The organism is Streptomyces sp. NPDC007901 (genome assembly GCF_042959465.1).
In the GTDB taxonomy this organism is placed as follows: Bacteria; Actinomycetota; Actinomycetes; order Streptomycetales; family Streptomycetaceae; genus Streptomyces.
The window spans coordinates 198,421-216,058 of the sequence record NZ_JBIBKW010000019.1 but is presented as its reverse complement, the minus strand read 5'-3'; the positions used below and the strand labels follow the sequence as shown (position 1 = coordinate 216,058).

13 protein-coding genes and 3 pseudogenes are annotated in these 17,638 nt (G+C 70.0%); 12 read left to right on the top strand and 4 right to left on the bottom strand.

All coding sequences use genetic code 11. The features are described from left to right. Nucleotides 1-238 (top strand): annotated as a pseudogene (locus ACFZDK_RS42670) (hypothetical protein); the annotation flags it as partial. 282 nt (nucleotides 239-520) lie between these two features. Here ACFZDK_RS42670 and ACFZDK_RS42665 read toward each other — a convergent pair. Then, nucleotides 521-1,171: pseudogene (locus ACFZDK_RS42665) on the bottom strand (IS5 family transposase); the annotation flags it as partial. Between the two features lie 375 nt (nucleotides 1,172-1,546). Between ACFZDK_RS42665 and ACFZDK_RS42660 the strand changes: the two are divergent. The 7 genes and pseudogenes from ACFZDK_RS42660 to bioD all read left to right on the top strand — a co-directional run bounded on the left by ACFZDK_RS42660 (nucleotide 1,547) and on the right by bioD (nucleotide 9,658). Then, nucleotides 1,547-4,237, top strand: a complete 2,691-nt coding sequence (locus ACFZDK_RS42660) for an RICIN domain-containing protein (protein WP_390981055.1) — start codon at nucleotides 1,547-1,549, stop codon at nucleotides 4,235-4,237. Between the two features lie 215 nt (nucleotides 4,238-4,452). Continuing rightward, a pseudogene (locus tag ACFZDK_RS42655) lies at nucleotides 4,453-4,734 on the top strand (IS1380 family transposase); the annotation flags it as partial. A gap of 72 nt (nucleotides 4,735-4,806) precedes the next feature. After that, nucleotides 4,807-5,115 carry a transposase gene (locus tag ACFZDK_RS42650; protein ID WP_390981052.1) on the top strand — a complete coding sequence of 103 codons (309 nt, stop codon included), beginning with the start codon at nucleotides 4,807-4,809 and terminating at the stop codon, nucleotides 5,113-5,115. Then, complete coding sequence (locus ACFZDK_RS42645) at nucleotides 5,112-6,032, top strand: IS3 family transposase (protein ID WP_390981050.1); 921 nt, start codon at nucleotides 5,112-5,114, stop codon at nucleotides 6,030-6,032. The genes ACFZDK_RS42650 and ACFZDK_RS42645 overlap by 4 nt, the downstream gene beginning before the upstream one ends. 452 nt (nucleotides 6,033-6,484) lie before the next feature. Further along, nucleotides 6,485-7,666 (top strand): biotin synthase BioB, encoded by a 1,182-nt coding sequence (bioB, locus tag ACFZDK_RS42640; protein ID WP_390981048.1) that lies wholly within the window; start codon nucleotides 6,485-6,487, stop codon nucleotides 7,664-7,666. Further along, nucleotides 7,659-8,939 (top strand): adenosylmethionine--8-amino-7-oxononanoate transaminase, encoded by a 1,281-nt coding sequence (locus ACFZDK_RS42635; RefSeq protein ID WP_390981046.1) that lies wholly within the window; start codon nucleotides 7,659-7,661, stop codon nucleotides 8,937-8,939. Before bioB ends, ACFZDK_RS42635 begins: the two co-directional genes overlap by 8 nt. 2 nt (nucleotides 8,940-8,941) lie before the next feature. Further along, on the top strand, nucleotides 8,942-9,658 hold the full coding sequence (gene bioD, locus ACFZDK_RS42630) for a dethiobiotin synthase (RefSeq protein ID WP_390981072.1): 717 nt from the start codon (nucleotides 8,942-8,944) through the stop codon (nucleotides 9,656-9,658). Nucleotides 9,659-9,764: 106 nt separating this feature from the next. Here bioD and ACFZDK_RS42625 read toward each other — a convergent pair whose 3' ends face one another. Next, nucleotides 9,765-11,939 (bottom strand): LuxR C-terminal-related transcriptional regulator, encoded by a 2,175-nt coding sequence (locus ACFZDK_RS42625; RefSeq protein WP_390981044.1) that lies wholly within the window; start codon nucleotides 11,937-11,939, stop codon nucleotides 9,765-9,767. A gap of 116 nt (nucleotides 11,940-12,055) precedes the next feature. Between ACFZDK_RS42625 and ACFZDK_RS42620 the strand changes: the two genes are divergently transcribed. Both ACFZDK_RS42620 and ACFZDK_RS42615 read left to right on the top strand, forming a co-directional pair. Continuing rightward, nucleotides 12,056-12,742 (top strand): triacylglycerol lipase, encoded by a 687-nt coding sequence (locus ACFZDK_RS42620; RefSeq protein ID WP_359219533.1) that lies wholly within the window; start codon nucleotides 12,056-12,058, stop codon nucleotides 12,740-12,742. A gap of 81 nt (nucleotides 12,743-12,823) precedes the next feature. Then, complete coding sequence (locus ACFZDK_RS42615; protein ID WP_390981041.1) at nucleotides 12,824-13,507, top strand: methyltransferase domain-containing protein; 684 nt, start codon at nucleotides 12,824-12,826, stop codon at nucleotides 13,505-13,507. Here the strand turns inward: ACFZDK_RS42615 and ACFZDK_RS42610 are convergent, their stop codons facing one another. Next, nucleotides 13,508-13,882 (bottom strand): fic family toxin-antitoxin system, toxin component, encoded by a 375-nt coding sequence (locus tag ACFZDK_RS42610; protein WP_390981039.1) that lies wholly within the window; start codon nucleotides 13,880-13,882, stop codon nucleotides 13,508-13,510. A 4-nt stretch (nucleotides 13,883-13,886) separates the two neighbouring features. Next, complete coding sequence (locus tag ACFZDK_RS42605) at nucleotides 13,887-14,138, bottom strand: toxin-antitoxin system HicB family antitoxin (protein ID WP_390981037.1); 252 nt, start codon at nucleotides 14,136-14,138, stop codon at nucleotides 13,887-13,889. A 129-nt stretch (nucleotides 14,139-14,267) separates the two neighbouring features. Between ACFZDK_RS42605 and ACFZDK_RS42600 the strand changes: the two genes are divergently transcribed. Both ACFZDK_RS42600 and ACFZDK_RS42595 read left to right on the top strand, forming a co-directional pair. Further along, nucleotides 14,268-15,056 (top strand): ATP-binding cassette domain-containing protein, encoded by a 789-nt coding sequence (locus tag ACFZDK_RS42600; RefSeq protein ID WP_390981035.1) that lies wholly within the window; start codon nucleotides 14,268-14,270, stop codon nucleotides 15,054-15,056. Nucleotides 15,057-15,060: 4 nt separating this feature from the next. Continuing rightward, the gene (locus ACFZDK_RS42595) at nucleotides 15,061-17,628 is read left to right on the top strand and encodes an FtsX-like permease family protein (protein ID WP_390981033.1); all 2,568 of its coding nucleotides are present in this window, start codon (nucleotides 15,061-15,063) and stop codon (nucleotides 17,626-17,628) included. The last annotated feature ends 10 nt before the right edge of the window (nucleotides 17,629-17,638 follow it).

The following is a 17,638-nucleotide window of genomic DNA, read 5'->3' as shown; positions in this document are numbered from 1 at the left end:
CCTGCCCGCCGCCGCCATCGCCTTCCCCCTCACCCACCCCCACGTCATCAACGTCACCCTCGGCATGCGCGACCCCGAACAGGTCCAGCGCAACGCGCGACTGCACGAGCAGCGGATCCCCGACGGCCTGTGGGACGAACTGCGAACGCGGGGCCTGATCAGGGCCGATGCGCCCATCCCGAGCGGTGACGGCCGCCTGCCCTCGCAGCCCTCGCAGCCCTCGGAGTCAACAGGCTGAGCAGCCGACGCGCTAAGTAGCCGCACCGTCCGGACCGACAACCCCTGGACCGCATCAAACCGCACCCCTGGAGCCGCCCGATGTACACCAGTCCGACCACCAGAACAACCAGGAGAGGCAAACGTCCGGCCTCCTATGTCCGCCGTCTCCTGCCGACAGCACTCGCCACGGCGGTCTCCGTCCTCTGCTCACCTCCCTCACGACACCGACTCCGGCCGCGGCCGCCACTCAGGCGACCCACTACGTCGCCCCCAACGGTGACGACTCCAACGCCGGCACCACGGAACCGTGCTCGACGCCGCGCCGCGCGATGACCGGGGTCAGGGCCCGCACCTGCTTGCGGTACTTGTCCTGGTCGTAGCCACGGTCGGCGTAGAGCGCGACCGGTCGTTGTCGGGGTCGTCCGCGCCGGCCGCGTACGGGCGGGACGGCCTGGATCAGGGGATGAGCTGGGTGACGTCGTTGCGGTTTCCGCCGGTCAGCGATACCGCCAGCGGGATGCCGTGCCCTTCAGTGATCAAATGGTGCTTGGAGCCTGTTCGGGCACGGTCGACTGGGCTCGGCCCTGTTTGGGGCCGCCTTTGAGCGCCCTGACGTGCGAGCCGTCGATCACCGCCCTCGACCCGTCCAGCGCGCCGGCGGCGTTCAGCTCGGCCAGGAGTGACTCGTGCAGACCTGCCAGACTCCCGCGTCGTTCCAGTCACGCAGACGCCGCCAGCAGGTCATGCCGGAGCCGAAGCCCAGCTCCTGGGGCAGGAACTCCCACGGAACGCCGGTGTACAGCACGAACAGGATGCCTGACAGCACCTTCCGGTCGTCCAGACGCTTGCGGCCAGGGTGATCCTTTCGGCGCGGCACAACCGGCAGCAACAGCTCGATGCGCGCCCACAGCCCATCCGGCACGATCCACGGCGGCTGCTCACCCTTTCTCATGCGCAGGCTAACAACCCATCAGACGCCGACATTCCAAGGTGAGTTGTCGCATTCTGTTAGGAATTCTAAAGACGGCGCCGGCGTCGGTCCGGGCGACGGACCACGGGTACAGGATCGAGCGATAAGTACTACTCATTTACTGAGGGCGGCTCGCCAGGCTTGGCGGATCGCACACCGTTCAGTGATCGTTGATCGAAGGTGGGTAATCGCTCTAGCTGCGGTGATCGGGCCCTGCGTGGCGAGACCTGGCGATTCCTTGTGTCGACAGTGTTGCGGCTGAGAAAAATAAGTATGCCTATCACCTTGACGTGTACGCCTTCTTGCATCGATAAATACCACTTATAAGTAGCGGGGTTCGGAGGAGGAACACCACAGATGAGACCCCTACGCATCGGAGCGGGAGCAGTGAAGGCGCTCGCAGCGGCGGCTGTCGTCTTCGCGGCCGTACTGCCTGCCCAACCTGCCTACGCGGCGACGACGAACTTCTACGTCGACCCGGTCAACGGCAGCGACAGCAACTCGGGAACCAGCACAGCCGCAGCGTTCAGGACCGTACAGGCCGCCCAGGCCGCGGTCCGGGCCGTCAACGCGAACATGTCCGACGACATCGTCGTGAACCTGCGCGGCGGCACCTACTCCCTCACGGCCCCCATCGCCTTCGACACCAGCGACTCGGGCACGAACGGCCACACGGTCGTCTACCAGGCCTACAACGGGGAGACACCCGTCATCACCGGCGGCAAGGCGATCACTGGGTGGACCGCGTCGGCCAACGGCGAGTACAAGGCGTCCGTGGGCAGCCTCAACTTCCGGCAGCTGTACGTCAACGGGGTCCGCGCCACCCGGGCCCGCTTCCCCGACGTCGGCACGGACTTCCAGCTCCAGGGCAGCGACAAGCCCAACAAGCTGCTGAAGGTGCTCAGCTCTCAGGTCTCCAACTGGGACCACCTCAGCCAGGTCGAGATGATGCTGGAAACGCAGTGGGGCGAGAGCTACCTGCGGCTGAAGTCGTTCACCTCCGCCAACGGCATCGCCAACGTGTCGGTCCAGGACCACGAGGCGGGCATCCTCTTCCCGCGTCCCTGGCCCCAGCTCTCCGACGGCTCCCCCCTGCACTTCGAGAACGCCCACGAGTTCCTCAACGAACCGGGCGAGTTCTACGTCGACACGGCCGCGCAGACCGTCTACTACAAGCCCCGCCCCGGCGAGGACATGTCCACGGCCTCCGTGCAGGCGCCCACGATCAAGACACTCTTCGACATCAAGGGCACCAACCTCGACAGTCCCGTCCATGACCTGCGCTTCTCGGGGATCACCTTCACCGGGACCACCTGGATGGAAGCGACCGACAACGGCTACCTCAACGGCCAGGGCGGCAACTACAACCTCTCCGCCGACACGTCCAACCACCAGTACGTGGGCCGCCCTCCGGCCGGGGTCCAGGCGGCGGACGCCGACCGTGTCTCCTTCACCGGGAACACCTTCACGCAGATGGGGGCCACCGCCCTCGACCTGTCCCACGGCGTTCACGACAGCACCGTGACGGGCAACCTCGTCTACGACATCGCCGGCAACGGGATCATGGTCGGCAAGTTCTCCGACCCGACCGTGGAGATGCACACCATCTACAACCCGCCCACCTCACCGGCAGGTGAGGACGCCCGGGAGGTGGTCAAGAACGTCACGGTGAAGGACAACCTGATCACCCAGATCGGTGAGGACTATCCGGGAACCGCGGGCATCGACGCGGGCTTCGTCAACAGCACCACCATCGACCACAACGACATCTCCGACGCTCCATGGGCCGGGATCTCGCTGGGCTGGGGCTGGCAGTCGGCGGCCAACGCCGAAGGCAACAACAGCGTCAGCTACAACCGGATCGGCAACGTGATGAACCGGCTCTGCGACTCCGCCGCCATCTACCACCTCTCCAACGACCCGGGCACCGTCATCAACGGCAACTACATCCACGACGTGCTGAGAACGCCGGCCGCCTGCGCCTCGGCCGTGGCCGGCCTCTACACGGACGAGGGGTCGAACAACATGACCCTTTCGAACAACGTGCTGTCGCAGACGGACGGTTTCATCAACCAGAACGCCAACGGCTCCAACGTCACACTCACCAACAACACGACGTCCGGCGACTCGGTCATCAAGGCCTCCGGTCTCGAGTCCGCCTACCAGGGGCTGGCGGCGAAGCTCAACCTCGCCTACAACAAGCCGGCGACCGCGTCGTCGGTCTACGGTTCGAACACGCCGGCGTCCAAGGCCGTCGACAACGACGGTACGACCGGCTGGTCGCCGACCGGCAGCGACACCTCGGCCTGGTGGCAGGTCGACCTGGGGCAGGCCTACCAGCTCGGACAGTTCTCCCTGACCACCCGCCAGGACCTGGACCAGTCCTCGACCCGGGGCAACTTCGAGGTCCGGGTGTCCAACGACCCGTCCTTCGCCACGTACACCGTCGTGGGACGCCAGACCAGCACCCTGCCGCTCGCCGCCACCCTCACCGGCGACATCGACGTCCGCCAGGCCTTCCGCTACGTCCGCGTCGCCAAGACCGACGGGGCGTACTTCTTCATCACGGACTTCGCTGTGCAGCGGGCGGGCGGGGCGCTGGAGGACTCGACCGGCACGCCGAACACCAACCCGTCGACCTACTACTCGATCAAGAACGTCAACAGCGGCCTGGTGATGGACGTCAACGGCGCGTCCACCGCCGACGGCGCGAGCGTCATCCAGTGGCCGAACTCGGGCAACGCCAACCAGCAGTGGACCATCGTTCCGGTCAGCGGGCAGCTCAACAAGATCGTGAACAGGAACAGCGGCAAGGTCCTCGACCTTGGCTGGGCCAGCCACTGGAGGGGCACCGCGCTGCAGCAGAGCACCTACAACGGCAGCAACAACCAGCTGTGGTACTTCGAGCCGACCAGCGGTGGATACCTGATCCGCAACTTTGAGAGCAGGCAGATCCTGGAGGTGAGCAACGGCTCGACCGCGAACGGGGCCACCATCGATCAGTACATGCCCCTGAATCAGTCCAACCAGGCTTGGACGATCCAGTGACAGGGTGACCGACGCAGGACTGCCGACGGTGGGGCAGGGGGCGACGGCCTCCCTGCCCCACCGTCCCCATGCACCGGCCACGCCGCACGGCGGGCGGTACCTGGGATATATCTGCGACCCCCTGACCTCGCCGTTTCACTTGGGTACGGCTGGCTTTGAGGCGGAAACGCGAAAGTGCCTTCCTGACCTGGGACGATGAACCTTGCTGAGGGGTTCTGTCGGTCCAGGCGGAGGGCACTTTCTACGTGCAGGCTATCGGGTTGCGTCCCAAGGTCCGTGTCAGTGCCGATGGTTCGGGGGTGGTCGGGCATGCCGGGGCACGGTTGCTGGCGAATCTTGCTGATGCCACCGGGCTGACCGCCGCGTACTCCGCCGCTCTCAGGCCGCTTCGGCCGCGCGGGACCGGGCACGACCCGGGCCGGGTCGCCACCGATCTCGCGGTGATGCTCGCCGACGGCGGTGAGGCGATCGCGGATCTGGCCGTGCTGCGGGACCAGGGCAAGGTGGAGTGACCCCCGAAATTCCGACACCTGGACGCTGGATGTTTCGTCATCCAGGGGAAGTGATCCATGGTGGCAAAGCGGAAGAACTATCCCGGAGAGTTCAAGCGGGACGCGGTGGATCTGGTGCGCTCCTCGACGGACCGCTCCCTCACCGACATCGCCCACGGTCTGGGCATCCATCTGGAGACCCTGCGGAAGTGGGTCCGCGTCGACAAGGCCCGCACCCAGGTGGCGGACGGCGGGGGTGATGCCGGTATGACCCCCGACGAGAAGGAAGAACTCAAGCGTCTGCGGCGGGATAATGCCCGGCTGAAGGAGGACAACGAGATCCTTCGGAAAGCTGCCGCCTATTTCGCGCGGGAGACGACACGGTGATCCGCTTCCGTTTCGTTGACGAGCACCGGAGCGCCCACAGGGTCAAGCGGATGTGCGATGTTCTCGGCTGGGACCGCTCCGGCTACTACGCCTGGCACCAGAACAGGGGCGCACGGCAGGAGAAGGCCGACGCGGAAGAGGCCCTGGCCTGCGGCATCCGGGCGGTCCACACCGATTCCCGGGGAGCGTACGGCGCCCGCAGGATCACTCAGGCGCTGCGTAACCAGGGGAACCTGGTGAACCGCAAACGCGTCGCGCGGATCATGCGGGAGCGCGAGATCGTCGGGATAACACGCCGGAAGCCGCGGTCGCTGACGAAGCAGGACCGCACGGCGCCGCCTGCGCCGGATCTCGTCCAAAGGGACTTCACCACGCCGATGCCGGGCCTGAAATTCGTCGGGGACATCACCTGTTTCCCGACGGCCGAGGGATGGCTGTACCTGGCTACGGTGATCGATCTGTGGACACGGGAGGTCGTGGGCTGGTCGATGGCCGACCATATGCGTACGGAACTCGTCGCAGACGCAATCCGGATGGCCCATGCGGGCGGGCATACGGCTGGCAACGCCATCTTTCACTCGGATCGCGGATCGCAATACACCTCTCACCAATTCCGCGCTCTCCTGGGCGACTTGGACATCCGGCAAAGCACCGGCCGTACCGGCCCGTGTTTCGACGCCGCCGCGGAGAGCTCCTTCGCCGTCCTGAAAGCGGAGATCGGAACCACGGTCTGGGCGACCCGTACGCAGCATCGGCAGGACGTGTTCCGGTGGATCGCGGAACATGACAACCGGGAGCGGATCCACTCGACCATCGGCTACATCACGCCGTACCAGGCGAGACCCGCTGTCACCAACGGCTGGACCTCGCGGCACAAAACGGAAGTGTCGGGACGCGAGGGGTCATTTCAGGCCTAGAGGGCCCCTGCTGGGGCTTCACACAGACAGGATCCCAGTGGACAACGCTGGGGTTCCTTTGCGTCTCAGAGGGCCGTACAGAGCCTCTGTGGCGTGGCCCGTTCGCTCAAGATCCGGTCGTGCGCCTCGCGGTCCCCTACGGTCGCAGGGTGGGGGATGTCGAGAGCTTCCAGAACAGCCCGCACCCAGTCACGCGCGGCGCTTGAGGGAACAGCCTCTTCGGGGGTGTTGTAGGAACCCTCCATACTGATCCACTGGCACTTGCGTCTCACTCACGACTCTCACCAAATCGGCGGCGGGATGCGGACTTGGCGCCTCTGACCTGGTCTTCCGTGCTCTCTGTGGACCCTACGTACTGGGGTGGTCATGTTACATACCCCACACGTCGAACTGACAGGGTTGTGCAAACTCTCCTTGGCCCGGAGCAGCCTCTTAGTACAGGATCGGCTCTCATGGACCTGCTGAACACGCTGGTGGACAAGGGGCTTCGGCGCGAGCTGCCGACCCGCGAGGAAGCGCTCGCCGTACTGGCGACCTCCGACGACGAGGTGCTCGATGTGGTGGCCGCGGCCGGCAAGGTGCGCCGGCAGTGGTTCGGCCGGCGCGTGAAACTCAACTACCTGGTCAACCTCAAGTCCGGTCTGTGCCCGGAGGACTGCTCCTACTGCTCGCAGCGCCTCGGCTCCACGACCGGGATCCTGAAGTACTCCTGGCTGAAACCCGACGAGGCCTCCAAGGCGGCCGCCGCGGGCCTCGCCGGGGGCGCCAAGCGGGTCTGTCTGGTGGCGTCCGGGCGCGGTCCGACCGACCGGGACGTGGACCGGGTCGCCGGCACCATCAAGGCCATCAAGGAGCAGAACGAGGGCGTCGAGGTCTGCGCCTGTCTCGGGCTGCTCTCCGACGGCCAGGCGGAGCGGCTGCGCGAGGCGGGCGCCGACGCCTACAACCACAACCTCAACACGTCCGAGGGGACGTACGGGGACATCACGACCACCCACACGTACGCCGATCGGGTGGACACGGTCAACAAGGCGCACGCGGCCGGTCTGTCCGCCTGTTCCGGTCTGATCGCCGGTATGGGCGAGAGCGACGAGGACCTGGTCGACGTGGTCTTCTCGCTGCGCGAGCTGGACCCGGACTCGGTGCCGGTCAACTTCCTGATCCCGGTCGAGGGCACCCCGCTGGCCAAGGAGTGGAACCTCACCCCGCAGCGCTGTCTGCGGATCCTCGCGATGGTGCGGTTCGTCTGCCCCGACGTGGAGGTCCGCATCGCGGGCGGCCGCGAGGTCCATCTGCGCACCATGCAGCCGCTCGCGCTGCACCTGGCCAACTCGATCTTCCTCGGCGACTACCTCACCACCGAGGGTCAGGCCGGGCAGGCCGACCTGGAGATGATCGCGGACGCCGGTTTCGTGGTGGAGGGCGCCGACGAGGTGACGCTGCCGCAGCACCGGGCCGAGGTCCAGGGTGCCGGCTGTGGATCGCACGCCGGGCAGGCCGACGCCGGGTGCGGATCGGGGGGCTGCGGCTCCCACGAGGACGTCTGCGGTACCGCTCCGGTCAACGAGCCGCGTACCGACCTGGTCGCCGTCCGCCGCCGGGGTGCCGGAACGGATCTCGCGCCCAATGCCTGACCTGAGCGTCCCCGAGCTGCTGGACCTGGACCGCCGGCACGTCTGGCACCCGTACGGTCCGATGCCCGGCCGGGCCGAACCGCTCGTCGTGGAGTCGGCGAGCGGGGTCCGGCTGCGGCTCGCGGACGGCTCGGGCGAGCTGGTCGACGGCATGTCGTCCTGGTGGTCGGCGATCCACGGCTACAACCACCCGGTGCTCAACGAGGCCGCGCGCGAGCAGCTCGGCCGGATGAGTCATGTGATGTTCGGCGGGCTCACCCACGAGCCCGCCGTCCGGCTGGCGAAGCTCCTTGTCGACATGTCTCCCGACGGTCTGGAGCATGTCTTCCTCGCCGACTCCGGCTCGGTGTCGGTCGAGGTCGCGGTGAAGATGTGCCTGCAGTACTGGCGCTCCCTCGGCCGCCCCGCCAAGCAGCGCCTGCTGACCTGGCGCGGCGGCTACCACGGCGACACCTGGCAGCCGATGTCGGTGTGCGACCCCGAGGGCGGGATGCACGACCTGTGGTCCGGGGTACTGCCGCGCCAGGTCTTCGCGGACGCGCCGCCTGCGGAGTACGAGGAGTCGTACGCGGACCACCTGCGCTCCGTGATCGAGCGGCACGCGCACGAACTGGCCGCGGTGATCGTGGAGCCGGTGGTGCAGGGCGCGGGCGGCATGCGGTTCCACTCCCCCGCCTATCTGCGGGTGCTGCGCGAGGCCTGCGAAGCGCACGACGTGCTGCTGGTGTTCGACGAGATCGCGACCGGCTTCGGGCGCACGGGCGCGCTGTTCGCGGCGGACCACGCGGCCGTCAGGCCGGATGTGATGTGCGTGGGCAAGGCGCTGACCGGCGGTTATCTGACGATGGCGGCGACGCTGTGCACGCCCCGGGTGGCCGAGGGCATCTCGCGGGGCGACGTGCCGGTGCTGGCCCACGGGCCGACGTTCATGGGCAACCCGCTCGCCGCCTCCGTGGCCTGTGCCTCGCTCGGGCTGCTGCTCGGTCAGGACTGGCTCGGCGAGGTCAAGCGGATCGAGTCCGGCCTGCGCGACGGGCTCGCGCCCGCGCGGGACCTGCCCGGCGTCCGGGACGTCCGGGTCCTCGGCGCCATCGGGGTCGTCCAGCTCGACCACGAGGTCGACATGTTGGCTGCGACGGCCGCCGCGGTGCGCGAGGGCGTGTGGCTGCGGCCCTTCCGCGACCTGGTCTACACGATGCCGCCGTACGTCACGGGTGACGCGGACGTGGCACGGATCGCGCGCGCGGTGTGCGCCGCGGCGCGGGAGGGATGAGCATGCCGATCCTGGTGATCACGGGGACGGGCACGGAGGTCGGCAAGACGGTCACCACGGCCGCGGTCGCCGCCGCGGCCGTGGCAGCGGGCCGCTCGGTCGCGGTCCTCAAGGCCGCGCAGACCGGGGTACGACCGGACGAGCGCGGGGACGCCGACGAGGTCGCGCGGCTCGCGGGTGCCGTGACGGCTGCCGAAGTCGCCCGTTTCCCCGAGCCGTTGGCGCCGGGCACGGCGGCCCGTCGGGCGGGCATGTCCCCCGTGCATCCGCAGGACGTGGCGGAGGCCGCCGCCAAGCTGGCCACCGAGCACGATCTGGTGCTGGTGGAGGGCGCCGGCGGGCTGCTCGTCCGCTTCGACGCGACGGGCGGCACCCTGGCGGACGTGGCCCGGCTGCTGAACGCGCCGGTGCTGCTGGTGGCGTCGGCCGGGCTCGGCACCCTGAACACCACCGAGCTGACCGCCCGTGAACTGCGTTTCCGTGAGCTGGAGTTGCTGGGGGTGGTGATCGGCAGCTGGCCGGACTCCCCGGATCTGGCCTCACGGTGCAATGTGGCCGATCTGCCGGACGTGGCGGGGGCGCCGCTGCTCGGTGCCCTGCCCGCCGGGGCCGGGGCGTTGGCCCCCGCCGACTTCCGTGCCGTGGCTCCGAGTTGGCTGTCGTCCCGGCTGGACGGCAGCTGGGACGCGAAGGCGTTCCGGGTGCGGGAAGCGCCGTAGTCCGGTAGGCCGTGGGTCGGGTGCGGCGCCATCGCGGCTGGTCGCGCGACCAACCCCCACACAGCCGCACCCGACCGACGGCCTGCCCGCATCACGGAACTGCTCCCTAGGACGACTCGCCGAGCAGCCGTACCAGTTCGATCCTGGACCGGATCCCCAACCGGCTGAAGACGCCCCGCAGGTGGTGGTCGATGGTGCGTGGGCTGAGGTTGAGGCGGTCGGCGATCTCGCGGTTGGTGGCGCCGTCGGCGGCCATCCGGGCGACCATGTGCTGCTGGGCGGTGAGGACGGCCGCCGGGTCGGCGGCGGAGTTCGGGATGGACGGCGTGCCGAGGGCGCGGAGTTCGGCGCGGGCCTGGGCGGCACAGTGCGGGGCGCCGAAGGACTCGAAGGCCTCCAGGGCGCTGTGCAGCCGGTCCCGGGCCTCGGTGCGGTGCCGCAGCCGGCGCAGGGCGCCGGCGAACAGCAGCTCGGTGCGGGCGCGTTCGAAGTCGCGGGTGCCCCGGGCGTGCAGGTCGAGCGCGGCGCGGTAGTGCGGGACCGCCTCGGCGCCGGGGGCGAGCAGGGCCCGGCAGCGGGCGCTGAGGGCGAGGTCGTCGGTGCTGCGGACGGCGGTGGCCCAGCGGTGGTAGTCGGCGTGGGCGGCGCGGGCCACCCGGGTGTCGCCGGTGCGGACGGCGGCCTCCACGTAGTGCGGGGTGGCCAGGTGCCGGATGGCCCGGTGGCCGTGTCCGGGTCCGAACCCGGCGAGGGCGCGCAGCCGGGCGGCGGCGGCCGGGAAGCGGCCGTTGGTCAGGTCGAGGAAGGCGAGCGCCCACTGGGCGAGGGCGGCGGGCAGGCCGAGCCCGTGCGCCAGGGCGTAGGAGCGGACGGCCGCCGCGCGCTCCCGGCAGGCCTCCTCGTCGCCGGTGACGGCGGCGAACATGGCGAGCGCGGCCTGGAGATGGCAGGCCCCGTTGTCCTGCCCGGTGGCGTGGGCCTGGCTCAGGGCCTCGTGGACGGCGGCCTCGGCGGCCCGGGTGCGGCCGGTCCAGAAGTCGGCGTAGGCGCGGAACTCCATGGCCTGGGCCGCCGTCGCCAGGAGGCCCCGGGCGCGGGCCGAGGCGGCGGCGCGGAGGGTGGCGGTCGCGGCACGGGTGTGGTCGCCGAGCATCAGGGCGGCCATGCCGGAGTGGATCAGCAGCACGGGGTCGCCGCCGGGTCCGGAGCGGCCCGCGGCGCCCCGAAGGAGGACCCGGGCGTCCTCGTAGCGGCCTTCGACGGCGGCGGCGAGTCCGGCGAGGACGCCGGACGCGGGGAGGTCCAGCCACCGGGCGAGGACATGGGCCTCCCGGCAGCGTCTCAGGTCGCCGGTGTAGACGGCGGCCTCGGTGGCGAGGGCGAGCAGTTCGGCCGCGTCGGCGGAACGTTCCTGCCGGACGGCGGCGGTGAGCAGGGCGTCGAAGGCCTCGGAGGCGTTGCCGGCTCGGAGGGCGAGGACGCCGTTGAGGGCGGCGTTGTCGGTGCGGGCGGCGAGGTGTCTGGCCCGGTCGGGCTCCCCGGAGCGCCAGGCGTCGGCGGCGGCCCGGGCCAGCAGCCGGGCCTGGGCTACCGGGTCCGGGCAGAGCTGGGCGGAACGTTCGGCGAGCGCCCGGGCCAGCACGGGCCGGCCCTCGGCGCGGGCCCGGTCGGCGGCGACGCGGAGTTCGGCGGCGAGCCGGGCGCTGGGGCCGAGCGCGGCGGCGCCCCGGTGCCAGGAGCGGCGGGCGGTCTCGCCCTTGCCGCCGAGCACCCGGGCGAGCAGCTGGTGGGCCGCGCGCCGGTCGGCCGGGGAAGCGGTCTCGTAGGCGGCGATCCGGGTCCACGCGTCGCGGAAGAACACCCCGCCGGCGCTGGCGTGGGCGACCCCGGCGGTCTCGGCCGCGTCCAGCGGGCGGGTGTCGATCCGGGCGGCCGTGACCGCGCGCAGGAAGGCGTGGGTGGCGACCGGGTACTGGTCGGCGGCGGCCAGGAGCAGCAGCAGCCGGGTGTCGTCGGGCAGGGCGCGGTTCTCCCGGCGCAGGGCGTGGAGCAACCGCGGTGCGAGTTCGGCCGGTTCGACGGGCAGCGGGTCGACGCCCGAGGCCTGCCGTGCGGTGAGGCGCGGCACGAGTTCGGCCGCGGCGCGCTGGTCCTCGTATACGACACGGAGCACCCGGGCGCGGACGCCCTCGGGGAGCGCCGAAGCCGGGCACGGCCCCGCGTCGGTGGTCTGCGGTGGCGAAGTGCGGTCAAGAGGTGGGGGGTTCACCGGTATCACCACACCAAAGACGTTACTGGCGAGTTAGTTGACTCGTAAAGACTGGCGACTTCACCGATGCGGCGCGCGTAGACCTGTCCCGACACTCCTGAACAACCCCACCCGTTTCAGGAGGCATCATGCAACGCGCAAAGCGTCGCATCGCAACGGCTCTGTCGGCGATAGCCGGTTCGCTCCTTCTGTCTCTCCCCCTGGCCACCACTCCCGCGCACGCGGCCGGCCACAACCCGATCGTGTTCGTGCACGGTCTGAGCAGCGACTCCAGCAGCTGGGACGACTGGATCGCGGACTTCAAGGCCGACGGGTACACCTCGTCGGAGCTGTACGCCTGGTCGTACGACTGGACGAAGTCGAACGTCACCACCGCCTCGCAGCTGTCCACCTACATCCAGTCCGTCCTCTCGACGACCGGCGCCTCGAAGGTGGACCTGGTGGTCCACTCCATGGGCGCGCTCAACAGCCGCTACTACCTCAAGAACCTCGGCGGGACCGCCTACGTGGACGACTTCGTGTCGGTCGCCGGGGTGAACCACGGGACGAGCGTCGCCTCGCTGTGCGGGTGGCTGTACACCTCCTGCAAGGAGATGACCACCGGCAGCTCCTTCCTGACCGCCCTGAACTCCGGTGACGAGACGCCCGGCAGCGTCACGTACGCGGCGTACTGGTCGAACTGCGACTCGGCGATCGACCCGGACAGCTCGGCGCTGCTGAGCGGGGCGACCAATGTCGGCGTCGGCTGCATCTCGCACACCGACATGAACAACGACTACGGCGTGTACCAGCAGGTGCGCGACTTCATCGCGTAAAACCTGTCGCGGGGGTGCGACGGGCCCGTGCGGGGGACAATCACCGTAGACCTGCTTCCGTCTGGAGGTCTGGAGGTCGTCATGCGGCTGATGTCCCTCGGTTCCGGGGAACCGGTGCGGGATCCCGTCCACCACCCGCTGTTCGCCCGTTTCTACGCCCGCTGCAGCGTCGCCGCCGAGACCGGACTCGGCATGGCGGCGATCCGGGAGCGGCTGCTCTCCGGGCTGTCCGGGCGCGTGATCGAGATCGGTGCGGGCAACGGGCTCAATTTCGCGCGGTATCCCGGTGCGGTCGCGGAGGTCGTCGCGATCGAACCGGAGCGCACCCTGCGGCAGTTGGCGGCCGACGCCGCCGTGCGCGCCGAGGTCCCGGTGGACGTGGTGCCGGGCGCGGCGGAGGCGCTGCCGGTGAAGAGCGAGGCCTACGACGCGGCCGTGCTCTCGCTGGTGCTGTGCAGTGTCCGGGACGTGTCACGGGCGCTCGCGGAGGTGCGGCGGGTGCTGCGGCCGGGCGGTGAGCTGCGGTTCTTCGAGCACGGCTCGGGCGGCGGCCCGGCGATGCGGTTCACCCAGCGGGCGCTGGACCGGACGGTGTGGCCGCTGCTGAGCGGCGACTGCCATCTGTCCCGGGAGCCGGTCTCCGAACTGCGCGCGGCCGGATTCGAACTCGGCCCTTACCGGCGGGTGTTCCTGCCGGAGCACGGGCCCCGGCTGCCGTCCTCGTACTGTGTGCTCGGGGTCGCGCGCAAGCCCCCGGAGTCCTGATCACAGGCTCCAGCCGCGCAGTTCCTCGGCGATGTCGGCCACGCTCGCCTGACCGTTCTTGACCAGCCGGGCCAGATCGCGGACCTGCTCGGGCGAGGTGGCGACCTTGAGGCCGCTGGCGACCAGGTAGGCGTAGGCGACCGAGGCCGCGAACAGGGCGTTCGAGCGCTCCAGGGCCGGGACGTGGATGAGGAGTTGCAGCAGGGCGGCGGCGCGGGCCTGCGGGGTGTCGTAGACGGGGACGTCGAATATCTCGGCCCGGTGCCGCGCGACCGCCGCGATCAGCGCGCCCCAGTCGGTGACCTGCGGGTCCCCGGGGGTCTTCTGTTCGGCGAGCATGAGGAGCCAGGCGAGATCGATGGTCAGGTCGCTCAAGGGATCAGTGACGGCCTTCGGTCTTGTCAGACGTGTCGGTACCGTGCGTCTCGCCGAACTCCTCGGCGAACACGGACTCGTACTGCCTCATGAAATCGGCGGCGGCCTCGACGAACGTACGGCCCGCTTCACCCGTGTCCTGCATGACCAGTTCCTCTATGTAGCGGTTGACGCTCACACCACGCGCGAGAGCGCGCTCCCGGGCCGCCTTGGCGGTGCCCTCGTCCACGCGCACGTTCAGCTGGGTCTTCGCCATATACCGAAGCTAGCGCCGGAACGCTAGCGACGGCAAGCGCGCATCGGAATCGAAAAGTGATACCGCCTGTGCGACGGGTCACACTACGCTCGACCCGGACATAGAGGTCGTGCTAACGGGGAGGCAGTCGTGTCCACAGCAGCTGCGGAGGCGCCCGCCGCCGAGGGGAGCGCGGCCCGCGCCCGCGGGCTGACCAAGGCGTACGGCGCGGGCGAGACGGCGGTGCTGGCCCTGGACTCGGTGGACGTGGACATCGCGCGCGGCCGCTTCACCGCGGTCATGGGCCCGTCCGGCTCCGGGAAGTCCACGTTGATGCACTGCCTGGCGGGGCTGGACACCGTGTCGGCCGGCCAGGTCTGGCTCGGCAGCACCGAGATCACCGGCCTGAAGGAGCGCGAGCTGACGCGGCTGCGCCGGGACCGGATCGGGTTCATGTTCCAGTCGTTCAACCTGATCCCGACGCTGAACGCGGCCGAGAACATCACCCTGCCCATGGATATCGCGGGCCGCAAACCCGACGAGAAGTGGCTGGACCAGGTCATCGACACCCTGGGGCTGCGGGACCGGCTCAAACACCGGCCCGCCCAGCTCTCCGGCGGCCAGCAGCAGCGCGTGGCCTGCGCGCGGGCGCTGGCCTCCCGCCCCGAGCTGATCTTCGCCGACGAGCCGACCGGCAACCTGGACTCCCGGGCCGGTCTGGAGGTGCTCGGCTTCCTGCGGGACGCGGTCGACCAACTCGGCCAGACGGTCGTCATGGTGACCCATGACCCGGGCGCCGCCGCCCACTCCGACCTGGTGCTCTTCCTCGCGGACGGCCGGATCGTGGACCGGATGGAGAGTCCGACGGCGGACGCCGTACTGGAACGCATGAAGCGGTTCGACGTGGGACGCGGGTCCACGGGACCCGAGGAGGACTGACCCGGTGCTCAAGGCGACCCTGCGCAGCTTCCTGGCGCACAAGGGACGGCTGCTGCTGTCCGCGCTGGCCATCGTCCTGTCCGTGGCGTTCGTCGCGGGCAGCCTGATCTTCTCCGACACCGTCACCCGCACCTTCGACCGGCTGTTCGCCTCCACCTCCGCCGATGTGACGGTGGAGCCGAAGGAGGACCTCAAGTCGTCGGTGCCGACCGGCGCCGTCCAGACCGTGCCGGCCGCGCTGAAGGACCAGGTCGCCAAGGTCGACGGGGTCGCCGACACGCACGCGGACGTGTCCGTGCAGAACATCGTGGTCGTCGACAGCCACAACAAGTCGGTCGGCCCCACCACCGGCGCCCCGACCATCGCCACCGACTGGTACCTCACCCCGCGCAGCCCCGTGAAGCTGACCTCGGGGCACGCCCCGCAGGGTGCCGGCCAGGCGCTGCTCGACGCGGACACCGCCGACAAGAAGCACGTGCGGATCGGCGACACGCTGACCGTGCAGGCCCAGCCGGGCACCTTCGAGGTGGAGATCGTCGGCATCGCCACCTTCACCACCACCAACCCGGGCGCCGCCCTGGTCTTCCTCGACCCGTCGGTCGCCGCGAAGGAACTGCTGGGCTCCGCCGCCAGGGCCACCAGCATCTCGGTGGACGCGGCGCGGGGTGTCACCGACGCCGAGCTCAAGAGCCGCATCGGGGCGGCGATCGGGACCGGCGCCTACGACCTGAAGACCGCCGACGAGCAGGCCAAGTCCTCGGCCGCGGATCTGGGCGGTTTCCTCGACGTCATCAAGTACGTGATGCTGGGATTCGCGGGCATCGCCACGCTCGTGGGCGTCTTCCTGATCGTCAACACCTTCTCCATGCTCATCGCCCAACGCACCCGTGAACTGGGCCTGTTGCGGGCCCTGGGCGCCGACCGCCGGCAGGTGCGGCGGTCCGTGCTCACCGAGGCGACGCTGCTCGGGCTGGTCGGTTCGACACTGGGTCTGGGCGCCGGGATCGGGCTGGCGTTCGGGCTGATCAAGCTGATGAGCGCGTTCGGGATGAACCTCAAGGCCACCGAGATGGTCATCGGCTGGGGCACGCCCGTCGCCGCGTACGTGGTGGGGGTCGGGGTCACCTTCGTCGCCGCGTACCTGCCCGCCCGGCGCGCGGCCACCGTCTCCCCGATGGCGGCGCTCGCCGACGCCGAGATCGCCGGTGTGGGCAAGCCGTTGAAGGTGCGGGCGATCGTGGGCGCGGTCGTCGGCGCGCTCGGGGCGGCGGCCCTGGCCGGCTGTGCGACGGCCACGAAGACCGCCTCCGCCGCCTCGCTGCTGGGCCTCGGCGTCGTCCTGACCCTGATCGCGACCGTCATCGCCGGACCGCTGCTGGTCCGGCCCGTGATCCGGGTCCTCGGCGGGGCCTTCCCCGCCCTCTTCGGCTCGGTCGGCCGGATGAGCCAGCGCAACGCCCTGCGCAACCCGCGCCGTACCGGTGCCACCGCCGCCGCGCTCATGGTGGGCCTCGCCCTGGTCGGCGGGATGTCGGTGGCCAGCGCCTCCATGTCCAAGTCCTTCGACCAGCAGATCGACAAGACGCTGGGCGCCGACTTCGTCGTCCAGAACAGCAACTTCCTGCCGTTCACCCAGGAGATCACCGACAAGGTGCGCTCCACCGACGGCGTGGGTCTCGTCGTACGGCAGCGGTTCGCGCCCGTGGCGATACGGCTGCCGGACGGCAAACGGATCACCACGACCGCCGCCGGGTACGACCCGCAGGTCGACGACGTCGCCCATGTCGCCTACAAGGGCGGTGACACCGCCGCCGCGCTGGCCGCCGGCAGCCTCGGCATGGACGCCACCTTCGCCGAGGACCACAAGGTCCGGCTGGGCAGTGTGCTCCCGGTGGAGTTCCAGGGCGGGAAGACCGCCGAGATGAAGGTGGGCGCCCTCACCGACCAGGACGGTGGCAGCGGCTTCGGCACCCAGGGCGGACTGTTCTTCGGGATCGCCACCGTGGAGAAGTACGTCCCCGGCGGCCAGGACTCCTCGCTGTACGTCAACCGGACCGCGGGCACGAGCGCGGACCGGCTCCGCGCGAACCTGGAGCAGACCCTCGCCCCCTTCCCGCAGGTCCAGGTCCGTGACCAGGCCGACTACAAGAAACTGGTCCACGACCAGATCGCCGTGCTGCTGTACCTCGTGTACGCGCTGCTCGGTCTCGCGATCGTGATCGCGGTGCTCGGCGTGGTCAACACCCTCGCCCTGTCGGTCGTGGAGCGCACCCGGGAGATCGGGCTGCTGCGCGCGATCGGGCTGGCCCGGCGGCAGCTGCGCCGGATGATCCGGCTGGAGTCGGTGGTGATCGCGGTGTTCGGCGCGGTGCTGGGGCTCGCGCTCGGCCTGGTGTGGGGCGTGTGCACCCAGCAGGTCCTGGCTCTCCAGGGCATGAAGGCCCTCGCCGTCCCCTGGGGCACGATCGTCGCCGTGGTGATCGGCTCGGCGGTCGTCGGCATCGTGGCGGCCCTGCTGCCGGCACTGCGTGCATCGCGCATGAATGTGCTGGCGGCCATCGCGCACGAGTGATGGAATCCGG